Raw genomic sequence first — 19,821 nt, forward strand, 5'->3', positions numbered from 1 at the left:
GAGGCGATGGAGATCCGTCCGGTGATTGTGTTAATTGATGAGGCTGACAGCGTTCTCCTGGACCGCAGGTATTCGTCTGACGTCGGGACCCTGACTAATGAGATCCTGACAACGATCGATGGCAGTGGCGGGCGGGTTCGTGACGTCATGTATATCGCGGCGACGAACTTCTTCGATCGTCTTGACACCGCGGCGGTTAGGGGCGGCCGCTTCGAGGAGAAGGTCCAGTTCGACGTGCCGCGGTATGACGACATGGGCGGCTACGTCATCCGTGAACTGGGAAAGGTGGCGCGCCAATTCACGCTCGTTGACGGAGTGATTGAGGAGTGCCGCTCTGTACTCTGCGGTCGGTCGGTCGCTGATGCAGACGCCCTGATCACGGGCGCAGTCAACCTTGCCGCGCTGCGGGCCCTGAGGGGGAAGGTCGCCGAACTGCATCCGCGGGACGTCAGCACGGCAGCACGGATGGTCTTCGTGACCGGGGCCTGCGGCAAGCGATGAGCAAAGCGCCGGCCGGGTGACAGCGCGCTGCTAGTAAAAATCGGGTTCTGTCGCGTTGTGCAGGCTCGACACGAGGCTCGCGTCGACGGTTTTGGCGGGTTCACCAAGGCGGCCTGCACAGCGCGTATTGCCTTTTCACACGCCACTTGCGGCTCATCGGGGGCGGTCCCGGTCGAAGCGCGACCTCTGCAGGGATCGGCAACCCAAAATTCCCCCTAAATTTCTCCCCCGGATGTCCGATAGGTAAAACCGGGACCGCAAAAGGTGGTTTCTCCCGCTTTGCTGGTGGCGGGACGCGATGCACTGGAAACCGACGCATATATGTGTCGAAGTGCAATTGGTAGCGCTATTTATCGGAGTCTAGCTATGACGAAGTTCATGAAGAAAAAGACGCTGGGGATCAAACGCCGGGCAGGCGGGCACATGATCCAGGCAGCAAAGAGTCCCATCCCGTCGTCTGCGTGCGCTGTGGCATGCCCAATGACAGAGGAAAATGCCAAAACCGTGCCGTTGGGAAACTCAATTATGACCACGCCTCCAAACCCGCTTCTCGTCCTCACTGAAGAAGGTCAAACCAGTGCTTTTCACCACAAGTCCGCGTGTAGCGCATGGTGGGCCAAATTTGGCCCCCGGCTTAAATCTGAGTACGACCTCCCCGAGGCGATGGCGCTCGGATTTGAACTGGAAGATGAGAACGCAGCCTGCACAGTCGAGCTCGCGGGTCTGCTGTTGGGGCGCGTCCACAAAGCGGTTATTGCAGGACTGCTCAGACGACGGATGCAGGAGACCGGTATGAACGCCCGCGACTGGATTTATATTGAGCTACTGGAAGATGCGGTGCGCTACCTGATGACGCCCCCCGAGCGGCACCGCCTGGCCAGCCTGCCCGATGAGGGCCTTCCGGCTTCAAGGGACCGGTCGGCCGCGAATTCCCAGTGGCCTGTCGTGGACGACAAACAGGACAGTAGCGCGGAATTTCGCCGGGATTTTAGTGAACAAGTATCAGGACGCAATCCTGCTCAGGACAACAGTGTGCAAAGAGGACATCACCGCGTTCTTCGACCGTTCTGATGAAGTCATCATCAATGCCGACCTCATCAAAGTGGAGAAGGTGGAGATCGTTGAGCGAATCTTCTATCAGAAGGACAGAGGTTGCGTCGACTGCTAGGCCCGTTAATCTGCAAGGTGTCCTGCCCAGCCTTACGCAGCAATCTGGACTGGTCCGCTGAGGCTGGATCGGGCAGGGGAACGGCTCATCGCTGTGGCGATATTTAGCATGATCTGACGCTGGCGCTTTCGCGATCATGTCTTGTTGCGGAAGATTGCCAAACGACTGGGCATGTCCAGAAACACGGTCAGGCGTTATACATATGCCGGCACTGCGCTGCCGGCATATCCAGAGCGCCATACTTCCTGCAAGATCGACGGGTTTGCTGAGAAGCTCGCCGGCTGGTTCGGCGTGGTGATCATCGACGGTGAGGCCAGTTCAGGACACTCGGTGACTGGGCCACTCGATGCGCGGATGTCGTTGTCAGATCTGTTGCAAAGCATCGCGGAAACATTGCGTGGACAACTTCGAAAGACGCCGCAGTAGCCCGCGGTATGAGCGGCTGTATGACCCGTTGTTCGAAGCATCCATCGGAATGCCGGCAGAGCTCGTTCTTTGCCCGGGAGCGGCCGGCGCAGACTGCTACTTCCTTCATTTGAAGGAGTTCACTATTGAAATGGCCACGATCGTCTGTGCGGCGCGCGTCCCCAGCAACAACGGCAAGTTGACGGGACAGAAGCCGACCTCATGCTCGGGTTGTTTCTACGGCAAGCGAATGGCGAGCGCCTGCTGAACCATCGGCATCATCGGTAGCGATCTGAAATCTTTTCGGCTAGGGCAGCCCAACTAGACCGGGACATGGGCCCGGTCTAGTTACGGCCATTCTGAGCTATTCCATGAAACACCGGAATGCGGTTGGCCCGAACGCCAAAACGCATGCCGCCAGGAGCGCGACGTGCGTCATGGCCGCCGCGGCATGCCGTATTCGTGACGTCACATGGTGCCGCTCGCGCGGTTCCTGGCGCTACGGACGCGGAGCCAGCGTGAGCGAGCCGATTAAGCGGTCAACATATGGCTTGAGTCCGTGAGCGATTCTTTGGTTGACATGTAGGGCGGCGAGCTCGTCCAGCGCGTGACCTGTGGCCCCGCGGCCCCAGGCAGCTTGCAGTTGGGCCTTGTAGTCCACGGTGCTGTACAGGAGCGATCCGATGGAGTGCCGACGGTAACAAAACTCAACAATGCTGGACTCAGGCAGCACGCAATCTGGCGAGACGTTCTCAAATTCCCGGTTGATTTCGACAAAGTCGAAAACTGCTGCGAACTGGGGCCGTGCTGGTTTCAGCCGGTCCGCGCGGTTCAACACGAGGCGCACGTGCGCAGGGTCAACGCCCAGATCGCGGCACCACTTCATCGTGCTGATTGCTGCCTGCTGCCCATGCCAGTCGGGTGTTGTGGGAATGACGACCGCGTCAAAGGCACCCGGCAGCAAGCCGGTCACTTCAACATGGCGTTGGAATGCCGACGCGCTCAGGACACTCACATCAACAAACACGTTGCCCGATTGCTGCCCGATTACTTCAAACAGCCGCGGGATCTCGGGCGTTCCGACTTTTACTGACGGCACCATGTAGGCGCCTGTTCCGTCTCCACGTGAGTGAACTGACAGAACCAGTCCGCCCGTGGCGGCGAAGACGAGCGAGGACACGACACTCTTGCCGACACTGCCGCTTTCACTGTAGAACAGTACGCGGCGCCCGCGTGTGCCCGATCCGGGATGGGTAATGAGCGAATGCACATTGCTGTTGAGCGGTTCGGGCACAGTTGTGCCGGGCCATTGCGTTTCACCTTCGGTCATCAAATTCTCCTTTGATTGATGGGGGCTGCGTTAAACATGTGCAACGATAAGGCTTGCAATTACGCGATTCGGCGCGAATATCACACGTTATCGGCCCACATTCGGGGCTTGACAGCTGGCATGTTTTTTTCCCTGGATTTACAAGGCGTGTTGATACGTCGCCCCGGGAACCGAGTGTGCTGAGAGGATTCGCCGCTCGCGGGGCAAGGAGCGCCCCGGAGCGGGTCAGGCTGCCGTGGTCTGCTTATCCGCGTGATCGAATTCCATCCCGTCCGTGAGGGATGGCGAAGCAACATGCAAAGTAATTTGTATTACTAATATATGGCTCATTGCCGGGATGTCTGTCGGCCAGCTGGCGGTCATGTCGCTACGTCGCGCACGCGGCCCGGCGGTGCGGTCTGCATACGGAATACGGTATCGTCTTGCCGGCAGGGAACCGGAGTCGGGAGTCGATGCTGTCGTCCCTGCTGATCAGCGCCCGCGAGCAACTGCAGGGCGTCTCCGTCGTTGTGGCGATACGCTCGGGGCGCTGGCAGTCCGGGAGCCCAAAAAGCATTGCGGTTTCCCGCGAGATCACGCGCCGCCCGCTCAGGAAATGGGCGACCCGGGCCGTCGTCACCATTCAACGCCCCCGACACCGGTGGCGCGGCCGGGACGCTGGAGCCGGCCGCGCTTATCCGGTGGCAACGGTTGCCTTCTACGGGCCAGACGACACGAGAGCGACGAAGGTCTCTGTTGGCATCGTCGCGCACGAAGGTGCTGACGTCGACCCTGTTGAGCGCTGGTTCTGCAAAGCAACCGATGCGAGAATCGATCCGGAAGTCACCGAAGCAATCGTTCGATTCATCGATCAGCATGGTGCCAAATCAGTGGTGGCCGTCGATCGCATCATCGGCTGTCCGCATGAGGAAGGCATTGACTACCCCGAAGGCGAAAAATGTACGCAGTGTTCGTTCTGGGCTAACCGTGATCGATGGAGCGGCGAGATCATTCAGTGAGACGTCAAGAGGCAAGCGCTTCCATCCTCGCGCTGAGGCGTTCCTTGCCCGCTTCATTCCGACCGTAGTTATGCATTCGTTAACGCAGGACACTTTCTGGATGAGAAGGGCGCGCGTGGTCCTCAGCGGGGCTCGGCCAGGCCCGTGGCGTGGTTTCACGCAACCGCCGCCTACGCGACTGACTTCGACTGCACGAGCGCGATGACTGCGACGTGCTTCACGTGCAGGAAAGGCCCAGCGGAGCGGGACATCGACCGAGACGACACGAAGCCTGGTCATGCGCGCGGTGTAAGGTACAGGGGCGAATCTCCCGCCGGGAAGGCACGTTGTGGGATCTTGCCGGGCGTGGTGAGCATCACCGTTAATGCAAGGGGCAGAACCATGGGTTTTTCTTGCCGAACGTTTCTGATCGCTCGTGACGATACCCTCTGGCGGCTGTCAAGCACCAGGTTCGACCGGATGCTGCGGGATCCGGCAAGCCACTGTCTGCCCGTTTTTGCGGAGCAACGAGTACGAATGGCCAGCGTCGTGGTCGAGCTTGTGGCCAGAAACCCGGTGCGCGTCGTTCGGAACGCGTTTTCCATTCTCACGTTCGATGCTGAAGGCCGCATCGACCCGAGCAGATTCGAACAGCAGCAATTTGCCCTCGTGGAGTTGGCCGTCGCGCCTGTCTTTGCCGTATTCGATGATGACAGCAACCCGACGGTCGTCGACGCAACGTCCCGATTCATTGCACAGGGAGGCCAATGGGTTCCGTCACGCGCTTTGGCGCGCGTCATCGATCAGACTGCGTTGGGCCAACGACAGTGCCGACACCTGTGAGCCCTCGCTGACAGGCTCTCCTACGGCATCCAGTTTTCGATTCTCGAGTGTCGGAGAGGGGTCGAAATCGCGCAGATCATGTGGTCGTCGCGTAAGTCGCCACTCGCGAGCGATAAAATTCGTGGTTATCCGAACGGCGGCTATATTGGCCGATGACTTGACGGGCAGCACGCGTGCACGATTGACCGCTTCTATGGGGACCTCGGAAGCCGCCGTTCACGTCGCGCTGGCTCCAACGGCCGGAGAGGGTCGCGTGCTGCCGTTCATCGACCGGAAGAGGCCGGCCACCGCTGGTCCGACACGAACCGCGACCGCAAGCGGTGAGACAATATGATTTTTATGCAATTGACGCGGCGCACGCGGAGTGCTTCGCGTCCGTCAGCCTGTGTGCGGATCTCAAGAATAGCGCCCTAGCTGCGCGCTCGCGTGGCCATCTTCTATCCTTTGATAAGCTAGGAGTCGGGTATGCCAACGGTCGTCTTGCATCAATGGGAGCGGTCGCCGTTTTGCGGAAAGGTTCGGAAGGTCTTGCGCCACAAGCGGATCGACTTCTCGGTAGTGAACTATAACGGCGTCCTCGGACGACAGGCGACGAGACTCTCGCCGGCTGGACAGTTGCCCGTAGTTGATTTCGACGGGGAGCGTGTGCAGGACAGTTCGGAAATCGTCATTTTCCTTGAACGCCGTGTACCTGAATTTCCGGTGGTTCCGCCGAAGCCCGATCATCGCGCCCACGCGCTATTACTCGAAGATTGGGCCGATGAGTCGTTGTACTGGTACCTGATGGCTTCTTTGCTTATGGGTGACGCAAGTGCGCTGGCCGAACACATCAACATGCTGTGTTCGGGCCGTCTAGCTTGGGAGCGCATTCCGGTCGGCTTTGTTGTGCGGCGCATGTATAAGCAGAAGCTAAAGGCGCAGGGCCTTGGCAGATTGTCCCCGTCGTGCGTACAGAACCGATTGTGTGCCCACTTTGGATTACTGGAGACGCTCCTTAAGGAAGGCCCGTGGCTTGTCGGCGAGTCGAAGTCCATCGCCGACATCGCCGTGTCCGCCCAAATAGACGGGATGATGAGGATAAGCCCTACTTCGTCGCGCGTTCTTGAATATCCGCATTTGACGGAATGGCTGGCGCGCTGCGCCTGAGGTACTTACTAATTCCCGCGGACGATGCTACGCGTCGCATTGCGTCTACTTACGCCAGCTAGTAAGTGGCAAGTTTCACGCGCATCGACCGTCATCAACGGATCGACTACTGGCGGTGGCGGACTGGCAGCACGCGGCCGATACTGTTGAAAAAGTCGGTGACGGTCGTTCTAACCCGGTTTTCATGGGTCGCTCTTTACCCTTAACCGATGCTCGCGAGCGGTTTGTGGGGCGATCTGAGAGGTCGAATTTTTCGCTCGTGATGTTGGGGCGACGCGCTACGACTTTTTCAACAGTATCGGCCAGGAAGCGACAGTCGCGAGGCTCCGCCGAACGGCCGGTCATTGGGCCACGGGCGTCATTCAACTTTGCCCGCCCGACGGATGAAAAGCTATAGACCGTGCGCGGCAGACCCTGCATTGCGTGGCGTCCGCCGAAACCGTTGAGCCGAAGAGCCAAGGCACGGTTAGATACATGATCGTGTTTGCCTTGGTGATGTGCATGCGCGGACTGCTGAACTGGCGGCGTTCATTGCGCAAGGTGTGACCTGCCGAACGCCGACGCCCACGTGGCGCCTCTATCGGCTGATGTCGACGATCTGAATCTGTGTCGGTGCGGGTATACCAAGCAGTTGCGCAGCGACAGCAACCACGCGGCTTGCCCGCAGGCTGGTCAGGCAATCGCTTGTGCTTTCCGTATGCCGGCCGCACCCTTCCTGCCGGCACGGAACGCACTCGCTCTCCCCCTGCAACAGGTATACGTTGCCGCGCAGACCTGAGCCGCGTTGAGCCCATGGTTCCTCACCCACCGGCCAGTTGCATGGCCACGGCCCCCACCGAACTGGGTCCGCCGGGCCGAACAGCGCAATCGTCGACGTCCCGCATGCGGCAGCAACATGTGTGGTACCCGTATCGGGACCAATGAAGAGATTCGCACGCCGGATCATTTCCGCCGTTTCGCCGAGCGTCAGTTCACCGACAAGGTTCAGGACCGGCTCGCCAGCCGCCGCGACCACCTGCCCGGCATACTCGCGCTCGGCCTGCGCCGGTCCTCCGCTCAGCGCGACGGCAAAGCCCTGCGCGCGCAGCCAGCGGATCGTTGCGGCCCAGTCGTCGACGGTCCATTGTTTATACCTGTACATGGGGCACAGGTGCAGCACGACCATTGGCTGCCCCGGCATCGCGGCGGGCGGCGCATTGAACCGCGCCTCGAACCGGGCTCTGCGCTCGGGATCGGGACGGATGCCCGGTGCGACCACCTCCCCGCGCGGCGTCACGCCCACCAGCGGCGCCAGTTCGAGGGTGCTCGACACCACGTGTGCCTGCAGTTGCCGGTCGAGCGCGATACGGTGAAGCATGACGCGGGCGAACCACGTCACACGATCGGCATTGACGAGCCCGATCCGCTTGCGGCCGGCAAACCACGTATAAAACAGTGCGCGATCGGAGTCGATGGCTGCGCAGGCAAGATCGTAACGCCGCCAGATCCGCGCAGCGTCGGCAATTCGCTCACGCAGCGGGGCGCGCCGGGCGCAAGTAATGACGCGGTGCAGATCCGGGTTGTGCTCAAGTACCCCCTCTGTGCCTCGAAACACGATCATGTCGATCCTGGCCTCGGGCCATTGCGTCTTCATCGACCGGACAAGCGGCGTCACCAGCAACACATCGCCTATGCGACGCGGGCAGGCCACGAGAATCGTTTGCGGAGGCCGTTCCAGCTTCAGCGCACGTGAGTTGTCCGCTTCGCCGATTTCGCGCTTTCGCGCCTCGATCCACGCAGCCAGTGTTGCGACACTCAGCGCGAAAAAGGCTGCGCTCATCACGAGCGTCAACGCGTCGATCGTCAACCCGAAGATGATCGTACTGCCAACCACGGCGAGTCCCAGATACGATGCGGTAGCGATTTCGCCGTCCGCGCTGAGCCGGTTCCGCCAGAACGGTGTGAAGGTCCCGACGTACAGAAGCAGCAGTGCGGCCACGCCGGCAGTTCCCATTTGGGACAGCGTCGAGAAGAACTCGCTATGTGCGCCCGCGTTGACGATCGCTCGCGGCGCCTCGGCACGTTGGGCGAGCGCGTTCAGCGCTTCCTCCAGACGGCCGCGCCCCACGCCAAACGCCGGATGCCGCGAGTACAGGAGCGCGGACGCGCGCCACAATTCAAGGCGCAGGCCAACCGAAGTATCGATGTCGCCTTGCTGTATCCCCTTGACGTCGGACACGATCGCGTCGACCCGCTGACGGACAATGCTGGTGGATGCGAGTGCCACGGAAAACGCCACGATCGCGCAGCCCAATGCAATGCGTGCCCGCCTGCCGGCTAGCCAGTGCCGGCCGCCGACGGTTGTCCATACGAGCAACGGCACCGCAATCCAGCCTCCGCGCGAGCCCGACAAATATGACGCGTATCCGCCGAGCAGAAACGCCGCGATCTTGATCGCCGCCTCAGCTGCGTGCGTACACCTGCCTCGCGTAATCGACACAATCGACAGGAAGCCGAGCAGCAATGCCGTGTCGCCGAAAGGGATCGGGTTGGTAAATGAATTGCCGAGGCGATCGGGAAAGACCCAGACGGCTGGATGAAAGTGCGCGTAAATGGCCCACGTGCCGGCGCCCAGCGCGCCCGCCACAAATCCCCATTGCACAAGGCGGAGTTGCCGGGACGCCAGCGACCCCAGATAGAAAAAACTCGGGACGGCGAGAGCCAGCCGCAGGAATGGATCGAACGCTGGGAACGTGCTGCTTCGAAAAACCGCTATCTGGAACAGCACGACGGCCGGCATGCCGATCAGACCCAGGACGAAGAGCCGGTGCTCGCGAAACAGCGCCGCCGCGCGACGCCGATGCTCGGCTTCGCCAAGGTAGGCCAGAGCAAGCGCGAAAATAACGAAAAAGCAGTAGCCAGTGCCCCCTCTTATCGACAGCATGAAAGCCGGCGACAACACGACAGCCAGGGTGGCGACACCGCCTGATAGTTGGTTGGTACGCATCACGTCGGCTCGTAAGTCTAGCGAGAAGCAGCAGCCCAAGCCAATTGTGCCATGCGACGTGACAACGCCCCACTTCCGCCGGCAATCACGGCACCAACTAATGTTTAATCTGTGGGCTGCACACGTGGCAGCAGGCCACTCTCAGGAAAGCCTCGCCGATGAGTGAAATCCGCCGGCTGTGGGTTGCCGTTCGACCCAGTGCCGATCGTCGTTTCGACTCATGCGAACAGGTCCATCTCACAGCCGCTCGGGTTGTCGAATGACGCATGGAAATGTTGCAGTCGGATTGCTGCCAATTCTGCCTGTTACATGACGATACTGACAGCTGTTTTTCTGATTCTGTCTCGGCGATGGGCGCTAGAGTGGCACATCATGGAGGCGCACTTGACCGCCGATTAATGGCCGATGCCAGCAGGATACTGTTGAAAAAGTCGGTGACGGTCGTTCTAACCCGGTTTTCATGGGTCGCTTTACCCTTAACCGATGCTCCCGAGCGGTTTGTGGGGCGATCTGAGAGGTCGAATTTTTCGCTCGTGGTGTTAGGGCGACGCGCTACGACTTTTTCAACAGTATCCCCAAATAGCAGACGCTCGCCGCCTCTCACATTTGCCTCCTTGTTATCGGCCATGCCCGGCGTTCATACTTTCCAGTCTGCGGTCATTCCGCAATGACCGGTTCCGACCGCCGTGGGCACACGGTCCCGGCCGGCTCCGGCCACTCGGGTAGAGGAGGCCGACGAGGCGTTTTACGACGCCAAGGCCCATGGTCGTAACCTGGTATTTCGCTTGCCGCCCGCCCGACACGCTAGAAGCCGCGTGGGGTGACAAGATCGGCGGCGCGAAGGTGGCCGCGTGGTTCGAACGGAATTTTCACCCAGGCAAAGATGCTCATGTCCTGATAGCCGGGCGAGGCGCGGTAGCCAACGCCCGCGCCAACGATCACATTTCGCGAAACGAGTCTGGCCATGGTCGTGGTGTCCTCTCCGAACGCCCCCGATGCGCGGCCGGTGAAGAGTTCGCGTGTCGCATACCCGACGCGGCCGCCGGTCTTGAAGAGGAACCGGCCGCCCTCGTCCGACTGGGCGTAGAAGACGAGTCCCGCCTCACGGTTCGATTTGGGACTCCAGTAGCCCGCGTAGGGGCCGGTATACCGATTCGCGTCGTAGCGGTATGAACTGATGCGTACCTCCGGCCCGGCATTGAGCCAGCTCCAGCCCTTTAGGTGGAAGTCTCGCGTGAGCGAGAGGCTCGCGGCATAGAACGGGTTGACGGCCGTTCCGCTCGCCGTGACGGCGCCGCCGGATAGCGTTTCACCAACATGGAATGCGCTGCGTCCGATTGCCTGACGCGCAGCGATCTCGAGCGAGGACGATACGGCCGGCCCCGTTTCCGAAGGCACGCCCTCGTAGGAACGAAGCGAATCGTAGATGCCGTCGCGGCTGGCGGCAATCCGTACGAACTCGTCCTCGCTTTCGGCGATTTGCTGATACTGGATTTTTCCGAACACTTGCGTCGTGCCTTCACCCGGCGCTTCGACTGCCACGCCCGCGATCAGCACTCCTTGTCCGAGATCGTTCCTGACTGTGCCCCCCAGCAGCTTGCCCCAAGCGTGTTGCTGGCCGTTATCGAGGCGTAGCACCGTGCCGTCGATACGTAAGGACAACGACGGAGTTGGCGGCAATGTGACCGACAGCTGCGGAATGGTCCAGACCGTCAACTTATCCTGCCCGGCTGTACCGGATTTCCGGTCTACGGTAAACAGCGATTGCAACGCCGGTTCCTGTCCCTCGGACGGATGTCCAGTCAGGGCTCGCGCATGATCGTACAGGCCAAGACTTTCATCGTGCTGCGCCAGCATCTGGCGGGCGAGTGGCGGAGTGCCCGGGGCATTGGTGCCCACGAGCGTACTGAGCGTCTGGTAGTCGCGGTTGGCGGTGGAAGAAAACGCCAGGCCCTGCAGATATTCTTCGTTGTCGGGCACATCCTGATGGAGCTTCGCAAAGATCTGTTCGGCTCGCTGCGTGCGCCGGCTGTTGAGCAACGCCCATCCCGCGAGGGCACGCGTCGCCGGATCGGTCGCGTCGCCCGTCTCATCGACGAGCTTGAGCGCGGCGTCGACCTGCGCCGGGTCGCCCGACTCTTTGGCAAGGGCAAGCTCGATCGCAGCGTGCAGACGCTTGCCGTCTGGTGTCGCCAGGTCGCGCGATTCGACTTCCGCTTCCGCGAGCCGTTGCTGATGCATGAGCGATAGCGTCAGCCCGAGCCGCGCCGACGCCGGATCTTTCGCGCTCTTCAAGGCTTCGCGAAACAGATGCTCTGCAGCCTTGTCGTAATGGGCGCGATCTTCGAGCCAGCCCGATACTTCCAGCGCCGATGCATCGAGCTGGACGGACGAATCCGCGCGCAGTTCGCGCGAGTAGGCGAGCGCACCGGTGTAATCGCCTGCCGTATTCTCCGCATACATGCGCTGCAGCCGCAGGTCGGCACGGACCTTGCGTAACGACAGCTTGTCGAACACAGGATCCGCGAGGAGGCGGTCGATCTCTGCCGGGGGCAGCGCTTTCGCGGCCTTCCAGGCCGTACCTGCGAGTTCGCTGGGATCCGAGCACGCGCGAAGCAGGTCGAGGTAGAGCGTATAGGCTTGCGTCGTGCGGCCCGCGTCGGCGAGCGCTTGCGCGTGGTCCCATTTCGCCGGAAGGCTCGTGCAGACGGACGCCTCGCCTCGCAGTGCGCTTGCCGGATGTGCAGTGTCGAACGCCTTCGTCGCTTGTTGCGTGCGTCGGCGGGCGACGGTCTTGGGTACGGCCGGCTGCCCGAGTTTGGCGGGGCCTTGCGCAGTGGGCGGCTCGGCCAGCTTGACGGCGCCTTGCGCGGCGGGCGAATCGCCCCATCCGCCCGGTCCCGAGGCTGGCGTGGCGGAAACCGTGCTTGCGCCCGGTAAACGGGCAGGCTCTGCCGCAAATGCGAGGCCCTGCCACGAGAAGAGAACGCCGACGGCTGCTGCAATGAGCGTGCGATTCATGTTTATCGTTTTAGAGGCGTACGCGACGAGGACGCATGGTTACCGGCGTCAAGCCGTTTCGCCACCTGCGCCTTCAACGTGACGTTCAGGAAGATGAATAAAAGGATCAACAATGCGACAAGAACCGACCAGAACACCTTGGGGTCGATCAGCAGCAGCCGGAGCGCAGCGACGGGCGAGCGCCTCGCGAGCGCAAGCGGTACGGCCGACTCCGCCGCCGTGTCGAAAACCGTCGCCCCCCGGGTAAAGAGCGACCATGTGGCCGGCTGGCGCAACATGTCGACGGCACGGGCCACCGACGCATCGCCGCTGCCGAGCACGGCGACGATCCGTTGCGCGCCGAGACTGCCCGGCAGGGACACGGCTTGTCCCGGTTGCAAGGGCGGATAGACCGGCAGTTGGCGACGCAACTGCGTGGCAAGCTCGGCATCTCGACCAAAAAACAGATCGGTGTGGGCGCTGTCGCCGGAGAACGTGAACGTAAAGTCGACGAGCGCGCCCGTCGCCCGAGCCCGGATCGCAGCGAAATTCAGTGCGGCGCGCACGAGCGCGGAGTGCTCCTCTCCCAGCGCAATGGCGAGATGTGTTTGCGGTGCGTGAACGGCCGTCGCGTCGTCGAGCGTGATCGCGCTGCGGGCAGGGAACACCATGGCCGTATCTGCGAACGCCTGCGCAGCATGCACGCAATCGGCATCGGTGACGCCCGAGAGCACGACAATGACGGACTTGCCCTCGTAGGCGGAATAGACGCCGAGAAACGGGCCGGTAATCGCGCTTGCCACCGCAGCGGGCAATGCATCCGCGAGCGCTGCACGTGTGCCGACCAGCAGGACGTCGCCGGCGCGCGCGGCTCCCGGCGCGATAGCCCACGAAGCCAGATCATGGTCCCCCGCGACGATCGGGCTTTCATTCTCATAAGCGGCCGTCACATCCACCTGCCGCATACGGGCAGCGATACCTTGCACTGCGAGCGCCGTCGCCCGCAGTTGCTCCGGCGATGCCGGATTCCGTCCCAAGTCGATCGTCACGGTGCGCGGCATCCATGCCCGCCCGTCAAATGCCACGGGAAGCTGCGCCAATGTCGGGGCCGTATTGGGGCGCAGCCCGGCGAAGTCCAGCGACACCGAGGAGCGCGCGTCGTCTACAGGCGCAACGTTGGCGAGCGCGGTTGCGGCGCTGATCGCTGCCGAGCGCGGTACGAGCGCCAGCTGGATGCTGTTGGTGCCGGGCATAAAGGCGCCCGGCGAAAGCGCGAGGGTCTGCTCGGCTTCGTTCGCATCGAGCTCGGCCGCCTGTGCGCCGTTCACCCAGACCACGTACCGGGCGCCGGCCGGTGGTGCAGCAGCTGACGCAACACGGAGATGCACCCCGCTCAGGGCTTCGCGTGGAGAGAGTTCGACGATGAGCGCATGCGCGGCAGCGGCTGCGCCGCCTGTTGGGCGGAGCAAGGAAAACGGCCGTGTCACCGTCTGCGCCGTTGCGGACAGTGTGGCCAGGCTCAGCAGGCACGCGGCAAGGGCGCGAACGAGCCACTTAGCCATGAAAGCCTTTGCGGACGACGTGGCGCGCATGGGCATGGGCGCCTCTGAGCGAGATGGCGAGCATGCCCAACAGGGACTTGATGAAGTTTGCCGACGCCTCTCGCCGCTTCCACTGTCGCATCCAACGGTCGCTGTCGCCGTAAGCGAGGATGACAGCGGCCCGTTCTTCCTCCGGCGACCGGGGTGCGTAAAGCGCGACATAATCGTTACTCGCCGCATTGAAGGGAGGAATGACATACGCGGCCAGCAGGTGATGCTGGAACCTGACTTCGAATCGATCCAGGACCAGGCCGTCGGGAACGCGTATCCGCAAGCCCAGTTCATTGGCATCGAGGAGCAGCACTTCCTGTTCGCCGAATTCACCGGAGACGGTGATCGGTTCGTCGATGTCGATGCGGGGACGCGCGCGGCGCTGTGCTTTCTCGAACAGCGCGCCGAGCGCGCCGAAGCTCAGAAAAAGATTGAAGGCGATCCAGAGCACGCCCGCCACGAGGATGGGGCGCGACTCCGGTTCGTGGACCATCCGAACCATGCCCCAAAGGAGGCCGATCGCACAGCAGACAAACATTCCGTAGAACGGCAGACGGAATTCGCTGATGAAGTCTGCTTCGCTTTGCTCTCCCTTTGGCGTGACGCTGAACGTCGGGGCGTTGGGGCGCGCGAGGGCCGATACGAGGGCCGGCAGCATGTAAAACGCCTGGAGCGTTTCGTAGAGCTCGGAGGAAAAGATGCGTCGGAAGCGTCCGTTCAGCCGCTCGGCCGTCAAAAGCGCGACGACGAGAAACGGAAGCGTGTAGCTGAGGAGGTTGTCCGTCCCGCCCGGGTACATCTGCAGCTTGAACACGATGCCGATAATCGGCACAAGGAAAGTGACGAGGCGGGCGAACGGAAAAAACCAGAAGAGACCGACCGAAAAATAGCAGAACCGCTGAGCCGGCGTCAGCCCCCGAATGAGCCAGGGATTCTGTTTCATGAGAATCTGCATCATGCCGACGCCCCAGCGGATGCGCTGAACGAGGAAACCCGAAATCGTTTCAGGCTGCAGACCTGCGACCATCGGCCGGCCGAAATACACCGAACGCCAGCCTCGCTGATGCAACTTGACTGAAGTCGAAGCGTCTTCGGTAATGGAGTCCGTCGAGAATCCGCCGACTTCCATGATGGCGGCACGCCGGACAACAGCGCCGGAGCCGCAGAAAAACGACGTATTCCAGGTATCCAGGCCCGGCTGAACGACACGGTAGAACAGGTCGTTCTCCGCCGGCATCTGGTTGAACAGACCGAGGTTCTTTTCGAGCGGGTCCGGGTTGGTAAAGAAATGCGGCGTCTGCACCAATGCGGCTTTCGGATCCTGCATGAAAAAGCCGACGGTGGAGCGCAAAAAATCGCGCGTCGGCACGTGATCCGCATCGAGAATGGCAATCAGCTCGCCCGCCGTGTTTTGCAATGCCGCGTTCAGATTGCCGCTCTTTGCGTGCTCGTTCGATTCGCGAGTCAGATAGATGGCGCCATGCCTTGCGCATAATTCCTTCAACTGCGCGGCACGTTCGGCGAGAGCCTGCCGCTGCGCGAGGCTTTTCGCGGTTTTGGATCGAGGGAAGCCATCGTCGAGCACGTGGACGCGGAAGCGGTCTTTTGGATAGTCGATTTCGACTGCGCCGCACACCGTTGGGGCAACGACCGACAGTGGCTCCGAGTAGGTCGGAATGTAGACGTCGACCAATGGAAGCAAGTCGGGATCGGTGGGCAGCGGCAGCGGCTGACGCTCAAGCGGCCGGACATTGACGAAATAGCCGAGCAGCACCACGCCCATGCAATAGAGTTCGGCCGCCAGCAAGGCTGCGGCGGCGATCTTCGTGGGCAGGCCGCCATGGATCGGGAACGATTCGAAGCGCCACGCGATGTAGCGAATTATGACGAAGCCGCTAACGGCAAGCAGTAACGGTCGCGTGGCAGGCGTCTGCACAAGGGCGAGAAACCCGAACAGTGCAATGAAGAGTAATGCGTTGGCTACGGAGTGAGGCAAGCCGACTGAAAGAACAGCCAGTACGGCGAGCGCCGCCAGCAGTGCGAGCACGGTAATTCCATGAATTTTCTGCTGCATGCCCGGATATCCGTACGGTTGGCGCTGCGGTATTTTGTATGAGATTAGCGCCTAACTGCGGATTGTGCCATTCGAATGGTGCAGCCACGGAGGCACAGTGGCTGACCGGCAGAACGTGGTGGGCAACGAAGGCATCTCGGCCGATCTGTCTGGCGGCTACGATTTCCGCGTACCCAGCTTCGATTACTTCAGCATGGGACCATGCGGTGCATTACCTTTCGTATCGTCGCAACGAGAATTTCTATAGCTGGAGTCACGGAAGGTATTGCAGCCCGCAGTCATCAGTGAGCACGGGTGTGGCGCTGCAATGGCTGTCGGAGGAAGGACACATATGGCAGTGGCAGTGAAGTCTCGAAACCAGCTGGAATAACACCTTTCAGCATACCGAGCGGTGTTGCCTGCTCGGCTTGACCTCGGGTCTGGCCGTTGTACCTTGAGAGCTGCCGTTGAGGTCACGGCGGGTCGAAGGGCCGGAGTGGGTCGCTTTGTGTCTTTCGCATCCCTGCTGCAATCTGAGATCGATCGAGGTCCGCGTCGGACAGGGCTCGGCCAGGAGCCGCCACTCGATCTCGCCTCGCACGTTTCTCGATAGCGGCCACCCGGGAGCCATGCCACGGAATCGCCAGGTGGCCGTGGCATTGGACGGATCATCCATGCATCAGATGTGCTGGCGGGGCATCGTAGCGCTAATCGGGAGCGGATGAAGTTGAAGAAACGCATCTGTGGCGTTGCGGGCACGTGCCGCGACTTCGCGTGAGTTCGGCCGCTCGGCGACGCCGAGCAGCAGACTGACCATCAAATTACCCCACAGCAACCCGCCGAACCGTTCGGCAAGTTCGGCAGGACGGCCATTGAGAAGTCCGGACGCCTGAGCCCGGGCCATGATTTGACGCAAGGCGGCACGACTCGTCTCGCGCCCTATGGAGTCGAGCGCTTGCGCCACCTCGGGCGCGTGGACCGCCTCGGCGATCGCCAGTCGGAATACCGCAATGACCGTTGGATCGGTTATCTCGCGGACGAGCTGCGTCCCGAGGGAAGTCAGTACGTGCGCGAGGGTCTCGCGATCGTGCGGCACGGGCAAGTCAGCGGGTACCTGCAGTCGCGTGGCGCGCGCGCCGATGCATGCGATTAGCATTTCCTTCTTGTTGCCCACCAGCGCGTACAGCTCTCGTTTCGAAACGCGCGCGCGCGTGGCGATCTCAAGCGTGCTGGTCGCCGCGTAGCCACTCTTCATGAACGCTGCGAAGGCTGCATCGAGGATGCGCGCGCGCACCTCGGTTTCGTCGCGGCCTTCCTGACGCTCCTTTGACAGCGATACCGTGGTCATCATCGTCTCTCTTGACATTCGGTACCGCATAGTACCATACTGGAGCCATCCTATGGTACTTACGGGTACCACGACTGCCAGGAGGCTATCATGCTCAAGCCAAAGATCCTCGTGACCGGCGCGACCGGGAAGACAGGCAGCGTCGCCGTTGCCGAACTGCTGAAGGCCGGCTATCCCGTGCGCGCTATGGTGCACCGAGAAGACGGCCGCAGCGCGCGGCTGCAGGCGCAGGGGGCCGAGATAGCGGTCGCCGACATGAGTGATGTCGAGCGCGTCGCCGACGCGCTGACGGACGTTCAGCGCGCCTACTATTGTCCGCCTTCCGATCCCTACATGATTCAGGGCGCGGTCGCGTTCGCCGTCGCCGCCAGGGAATCCCGGCTCGAACACATCGTGGGCCTCACCCAATGGCTGTCGAGCCCCTCGCATCCGGCCCTCATGACCCGCCAGCACTGGCTCGTCGATCGATTGTTCTCGATGATGCCTCGAGTCGCGCATACGATCGTCAACCCAGGCTTCTTCGCTGACGACTACCTGGTGACGATTGGGTTGTCCGCGCATCTCGGCATCTTTCCCTGGATCTTCGGTAATAGCCGCAACGCGCCACCTTCCAACGAAGATATCGCGCGAGTCGCCGTCGCGGCGCTGATGGATCCTGCGCGGCACGCCGGAAAAAGCTACCGCCCCACCGGACCGGAGCTTCTCGGCGCGGAGGACATGGCCAAGGCCATCGGCCGAGCCGTTGGGCGATCAGTTAAGGTCGCGCCAACCCCGACCTGGCTGTTCATGAAGGCCGCACGGATGAGCGGCTACCCGATCGATGTGTTCAGTGGCGTTCGCTACTACATCGACGATCACAAGCGCGGCGCCTTCGAGCTGGGGGCGCCAACCACTGACGTGCTCGATGTGACCGGCCGCCCCGCTGAGGACTTCGAGACGATCGCTCGTCGTTATGCGGCGCTGCCCCGCAACCAGCGGACCTTCGGCAATTGGCTTCGCGAGTTCGCGCAGTTCGTGATCGCCCCGCTCAGCACCGGCTTCAATCTCGACCGCTACGACCGTGAGCTGCGCCGCCCGTTCCCGTCAGAGCCGCAGTTTGCGCCTGAGTCCAAGGTCTGGCTGCGTGAGCATGCCATCGCTCACGCGGAGCGAGGCGCTGTGGTCGCAGAGCTACGCACGCTGCGCGCTTAAGTTCTCACAGTCGATCGCGGGAATTCGAACCAAAGGAGAGACTCATGCTGCCGCAACTCTGGTTTTTCGTTAGCATCGCATTCAGCTTCAGCACGTGGGGAATCGTCGCGACGCGATACATCTGGCCAAAACTCCGCCTCCTGCGACGGGCCGAAGCGCTGCGGCCTCTTCTCATCCTGCACAGCTTCCGCTTCATTGGGTTGGCATTCCTCGTCCCAGGCGTCGTGTCGCCCGAGCTGCCGTCTGCCTTCGCGTATTCCGCCGCCTACGGGGACCTCGTTGCGGCGACACTCGCGTTGCTCTCGCTGGTATCGCTGCCACGCGGGGCTGGCATTGTCATCGCATGGATCTTCAACTGGTGGGGCTTAGCGGATCTCTTGAACGCGTTCTATCAGGCCAATGATGCCGGGCTCGTGGCGGGGCAGTTGGGCGCCACGTACTTCATTCCGACTCTCGTTGTACCGCTATTACTGATTACGCACGGACTCGCTTTCCGGATTCTCCTTCAACATCACAACGAATCCGCAATAGCGGAAAGGCAGCACCCAGCATGAGGTATCCGCCCGTCGTAAGGAATAGCGCGACCGCTAACGCATGTTTGAGGAGATCGTAAACATGGCGAATCAAACCGTTCTCGTCACCGGGGCCTCCGGTGGTCGCCAAGGCCAAACCGGCCGCCACGTATCCGAGATGCTGCTCGCGCGCGGGGTACCGGTTCGCGCGTTCGTCCACAGGTCCGATGAGCGCTCGGGGCGTTTGCGCGCCCTTGGCGCTGAGCTCTTCGAGGGAGACCTGCTCGACATCCACGCCGTCCAACGCGCGGTCGCCGGCGTGTCGGCGATCTACTTCGCCTATCCGGTCCAGGATGGCCTGCTGGACGCAACCGCGATCATGGCTGTCGCGGCGCGCAGCGCCGGCATCACCCGCCTGATCGATCTGGAGATGTTACGCTCGTCGCCCGACGCGCCTACCCCGCGCATGCGGCAGAACTATCTCTCCGAACAGGTTTTTGAATGGGCCGAAGTCGGTGCGACGCATCTAAGAGCGACGGTTTTCTACGAAAACCTGCGCGCCCTGGTGCGATCGAGCTTGGCGAGCCAGGACGTGATACGGCTGCCGTGGGGCAGCGGCTGTACGATAATCCCCCTCGTCTCGAGGCTGTCGCAAAAGCCCTCGGGTCCATACAATACTGCCTGGAACGAAACGGCAGGAAGCCACGATGAGCACGGCGCGCAAAGTACCTTCGCCCGATGATGCGCAGTTCAGATTGTTTGATGGTGT

The 19,821-nt window shown here is 61.7% G+C and carries 19 protein-coding genes and 1 pseudogene; 12 read left to right on the forward strand and 8 right to left on the reverse strand.

Going from position 1 to position 19,821, the window contains the following annotated elements:
- From GNZ13_RS49610 to GNZ13_RS49625, 4 genes are all read left to right on the forward strand, one after another.
- Window positions 1–501: AAA family ATPase (locus GNZ13_RS49610; protein ID WP_172178794.1), on the forward strand; the 501-nt coding region annotated here is incomplete at its 5' end.
- Between the two features lie 366 nt (window positions 502–867).
- Window positions 868–1,572 carry a hypothetical protein gene (locus GNZ13_RS49615; protein WP_172178795.1) on the forward strand — a complete coding sequence of 235 codons (705 nt, stop codon included), beginning with the start codon at window positions 868–870 and terminating at the stop codon, window positions 1,570–1,572.
- A 268-nt stretch (window positions 1,573–1,840) separates the two neighbouring features.
- Window positions 1,841–2,095, forward strand: coding sequence for a hypothetical protein (locus GNZ13_RS53340; RefSeq protein WP_236002550.1), 255 nt, complete (start codon window positions 1,841–1,843; stop codon window positions 2,093–2,095).
- Window positions 2,067–2,342, forward strand: a complete 276-nt coding sequence (locus tag GNZ13_RS49625) for a hypothetical protein (protein ID WP_172178796.1) — start codon at window positions 2,067–2,069, stop codon at window positions 2,340–2,342. The genes GNZ13_RS53340 and GNZ13_RS49625 overlap by 29 nt, the downstream gene beginning before the upstream one ends.
- Before the next feature lie 231 nt (window positions 2,343–2,573).
- On the opposite strand, the gene GNZ13_RS49630 is transcribed toward GNZ13_RS49625, so the two are convergent.
- Complete coding sequence (locus tag GNZ13_RS49630) at window positions 2,574–3,404, reverse strand: hypothetical protein (RefSeq protein WP_172178797.1); 831 nt, start codon at window positions 3,402–3,404, stop codon at window positions 2,574–2,576.
- Window positions 3,405–3,856: 452 nt separating this feature from the next.
- Here GNZ13_RS49630 and GNZ13_RS53345 point away from each other — a divergent pair, with 452 nt between their 5' ends.
- The 3 genes from GNZ13_RS53345 to GNZ13_RS49645 all read left to right on the forward strand — a co-directional run bounded on the left by GNZ13_RS53345 (window position 3,857) and on the right by GNZ13_RS49645 (window position 6,370).
- Window positions 3,857–4,402: a hypothetical protein gene (locus GNZ13_RS53345; protein ID WP_236002546.1), complete on the forward strand. Its 546-nt coding sequence runs from the start codon at window positions 3,857–3,859 to the stop codon at window positions 4,400–4,402.
- Window positions 4,403–4,750: 348 nt separating this feature from the next.
- Window positions 4,751–5,224 (forward strand): hypothetical protein, encoded by a 474-nt coding sequence (locus tag GNZ13_RS53350; protein WP_236002547.1) that lies wholly within the window; start codon window positions 4,751–4,753, stop codon window positions 5,222–5,224.
- A gap of 465 nt (window positions 5,225–5,689) precedes the next feature.
- The gene (locus GNZ13_RS49645; protein ID WP_172178798.1) at window positions 5,690–6,370 is read left to right on the forward strand and encodes a glutathione S-transferase family protein; all 681 of its coding nucleotides are present in this window, start codon (window positions 5,690–5,692) and stop codon (window positions 6,368–6,370) included.
- Window positions 6,371–6,947: 577 nt separating this feature from the next.
- Here the strand turns inward: GNZ13_RS49645 and GNZ13_RS53355 are convergent.
- The 6 genes and pseudogenes from GNZ13_RS53355 to bcsA form a co-directional block, all read right to left on the reverse strand.
- Window positions 6,948–8,093, reverse strand: coding sequence for a glycosyltransferase family 9 protein (locus tag GNZ13_RS53355; protein WP_236002549.1), 1,146 nt, complete (start codon window positions 8,091–8,093; stop codon window positions 6,948–6,950).
- Window positions 8,094–8,348: 255 nt separating this feature from the next.
- Window positions 8,349–9,356, reverse strand: a pseudogene (locus GNZ13_RS53360) (O-antigen ligase family protein); the annotation flags it as partial.
- A 370-nt stretch (window positions 9,357–9,726) separates the two neighbouring features.
- Entirely contained in the window at window positions 9,727–9,984 is a 258-nt protein-coding gene (locus tag GNZ13_RS51895; RefSeq protein WP_216675324.1) for a hypothetical protein, read from the reverse strand.
- 176 nt (window positions 9,985–10,160) lie between these two features.
- Window positions 10,161–12,377, reverse strand: coding sequence for a tetratricopeptide repeat protein (locus GNZ13_RS49655; protein WP_172178800.1), 2,217 nt, complete (start codon window positions 12,375–12,377; stop codon window positions 10,161–10,163).
- A 2-nt stretch (window positions 12,378–12,379) separates the two neighbouring features.
- The gene (locus GNZ13_RS49660) at window positions 12,380–13,918 is read right to left on the reverse strand and encodes a hypothetical protein (protein ID WP_172178801.1); all 1,539 of its coding nucleotides are present in this window, start codon (window positions 13,916–13,918) and stop codon (window positions 12,380–12,382) included.
- Entirely contained in the window at window positions 13,911–16,022 is a 2,112-nt protein-coding gene (gene bcsA, locus GNZ13_RS49665) for a UDP-forming cellulose synthase catalytic subunit (protein WP_172178802.1), read from the reverse strand. Before bcsA ends, GNZ13_RS49660 begins: the two co-directional genes overlap by 8 nt.
- A gap of 97 nt (window positions 16,023–16,119) precedes the next feature.
- Between bcsA and GNZ13_RS54085 the strand changes: the two genes are divergently transcribed.
- Window positions 16,120–16,269: a hypothetical protein gene (locus GNZ13_RS54085; protein ID WP_328807426.1), complete on the forward strand. Its 150-nt coding sequence runs from the start codon at window positions 16,120–16,122 to the stop codon at window positions 16,267–16,269.
- A complete protein-coding gene (locus tag GNZ13_RS54090) occupies window positions 16,229–16,369 on the forward strand; it encodes a cellulose synthase subunit BcsC-related outer membrane protein (RefSeq protein ID WP_328807425.1) in 141 nt (46 codons plus the stop codon). Before GNZ13_RS54085 ends, GNZ13_RS54090 begins: the two co-directional genes overlap by 41 nt.
- A gap of 311 nt (window positions 16,370–16,680) precedes the next feature.
- Here the strand turns inward: GNZ13_RS54090 and GNZ13_RS49675 are convergent, their stop codons facing one another.
- The gene (locus tag GNZ13_RS49675; RefSeq protein WP_172178803.1) at window positions 16,681–17,352 is read right to left on the reverse strand and encodes a TetR/AcrR family transcriptional regulator; all 672 of its coding nucleotides are present in this window, start codon (window positions 17,350–17,352) and stop codon (window positions 16,681–16,683) included.
- A gap of 87 nt (window positions 17,353–17,439) precedes the next feature.
- On the opposite strand from GNZ13_RS49675, the gene GNZ13_RS49680 reads away from it, so the two are divergent.
- The 3 genes from GNZ13_RS49680 to GNZ13_RS49690 all read left to right on the forward strand — a co-directional run bounded on the left by GNZ13_RS49680 (window position 17,440) and on the right by GNZ13_RS49690 (window position 19,794).
- Window positions 17,440–18,540, forward strand: a complete 1,101-nt coding sequence (locus GNZ13_RS49680) for an NmrA family NAD(P)-binding protein (protein ID WP_172178804.1) — start codon at window positions 17,440–17,442, stop codon at window positions 18,538–18,540.
- Window positions 18,541–18,584: 44 nt separating this feature from the next.
- Window positions 18,585–19,094, forward strand: coding sequence for a hypothetical protein (locus GNZ13_RS49685; protein ID WP_172178805.1), 510 nt, complete (start codon window positions 18,585–18,587; stop codon window positions 19,092–19,094).
- A gap of 61 nt (window positions 19,095–19,155) precedes the next feature.
- Window positions 19,156–19,794, forward strand: coding sequence for an NAD(P)H-binding protein (locus GNZ13_RS49690; RefSeq protein ID WP_172178806.1), 639 nt, complete (start codon window positions 19,156–19,158; stop codon window positions 19,792–19,794).
- Window positions 19,795–19,821 lie beyond the last annotated feature (27 nt).

It is taken from the genome of Paraburkholderia elongata (genome assembly GCF_013177735.1).
GTDB classification, from domain to species: domain Bacteria; phylum Pseudomonadota; class Gammaproteobacteria; order Burkholderiales; family Burkholderiaceae; genus Paraburkholderia; species Paraburkholderia elongata.

What these genes read in the sequence shown, in the direction of transcription:
- GNZ13_RS53340 (WP_236002550.1), top strand. Translation starts at nt 1,841, where the DNA reads ATGTCCAGAAACACGGTCAGGCGTTATACATATGCCGGCACTGCGCTG.
- GNZ13_RS49645 (WP_172178798.1), top strand. Translation starts at nt 5,690, where the DNA reads ATGCCAACGGTCGTCTTGCATCAATGGGAGCGGTCGCCGTTTTGCGGA.
- GNZ13_RS49680 (WP_172178804.1), top strand. Translation starts at nt 17,440, where the DNA reads ATGCTCAAGCCAAAGATCCTCGTGACCGGCGCGACCGGGAAGACAGGC.
- GNZ13_RS51895 (WP_216675324.1), bottom strand. Translation starts at nt 9,984, where the DNA reads ATGGCCGATAACAAGGAGGCAAATGTGAGAGGCGGCGAGCGTCTGCTA.
- GNZ13_RS53345 (WP_236002546.1), top strand. Translation starts at nt 3,857, where the DNA reads ATGCTGTCGTCCCTGCTGATCAGCGCCCGCGAGCAACTGCAGGGCGTC.
- bcsA (WP_172178802.1), bottom strand. Translation starts at nt 16,022, where the DNA reads ATGCAGCAGAAAATTCATGGAATTACCGTGCTCGCACTGCTGGCGGCG.
- GNZ13_RS49685 (WP_172178805.1), top strand. Translation starts at nt 18,585, where the DNA reads ATGCTGCCGCAACTCTGGTTTTTCGTTAGCATCGCATTCAGCTTCAGC.
- GNZ13_RS49655 (WP_172178800.1), bottom strand. Translation starts at nt 12,377, where the DNA reads ATGAATCGCACGCTCATTGCAGCAGCCGTCGGCGTTCTCTTCTCGTGG.
- GNZ13_RS49660 (WP_172178801.1), bottom strand. Translation starts at nt 13,918, where the DNA reads ATGGCTAAGTGGCTCGTTCGCGCCCTTGCCGCGTGCCTGCTGAGCCTG.
- GNZ13_RS49690 (WP_172178806.1), top strand. Translation starts at nt 19,156, where the DNA reads ATGGCGAATCAAACCGTTCTCGTCACCGGGGCCTCCGGTGGTCGCCAA.
- GNZ13_RS49675 (WP_172178803.1), bottom strand. Translation starts at nt 17,352, where the DNA reads ATGATGACCACGGTATCGCTGTCAAAGGAGCGTCAGGAAGGCCGCGAC.
- GNZ13_RS49630 (WP_172178797.1), bottom strand. Translation starts at nt 3,404, where the DNA reads ATGACCGAAGGTGAAACGCAATGGCCCGGCACAACTGTGCCCGAACCG.
- GNZ13_RS49615 (WP_172178795.1), top strand. Translation starts at nt 868, where the DNA reads ATGACGAAGTTCATGAAGAAAAAGACGCTGGGGATCAAACGCCGGGCA.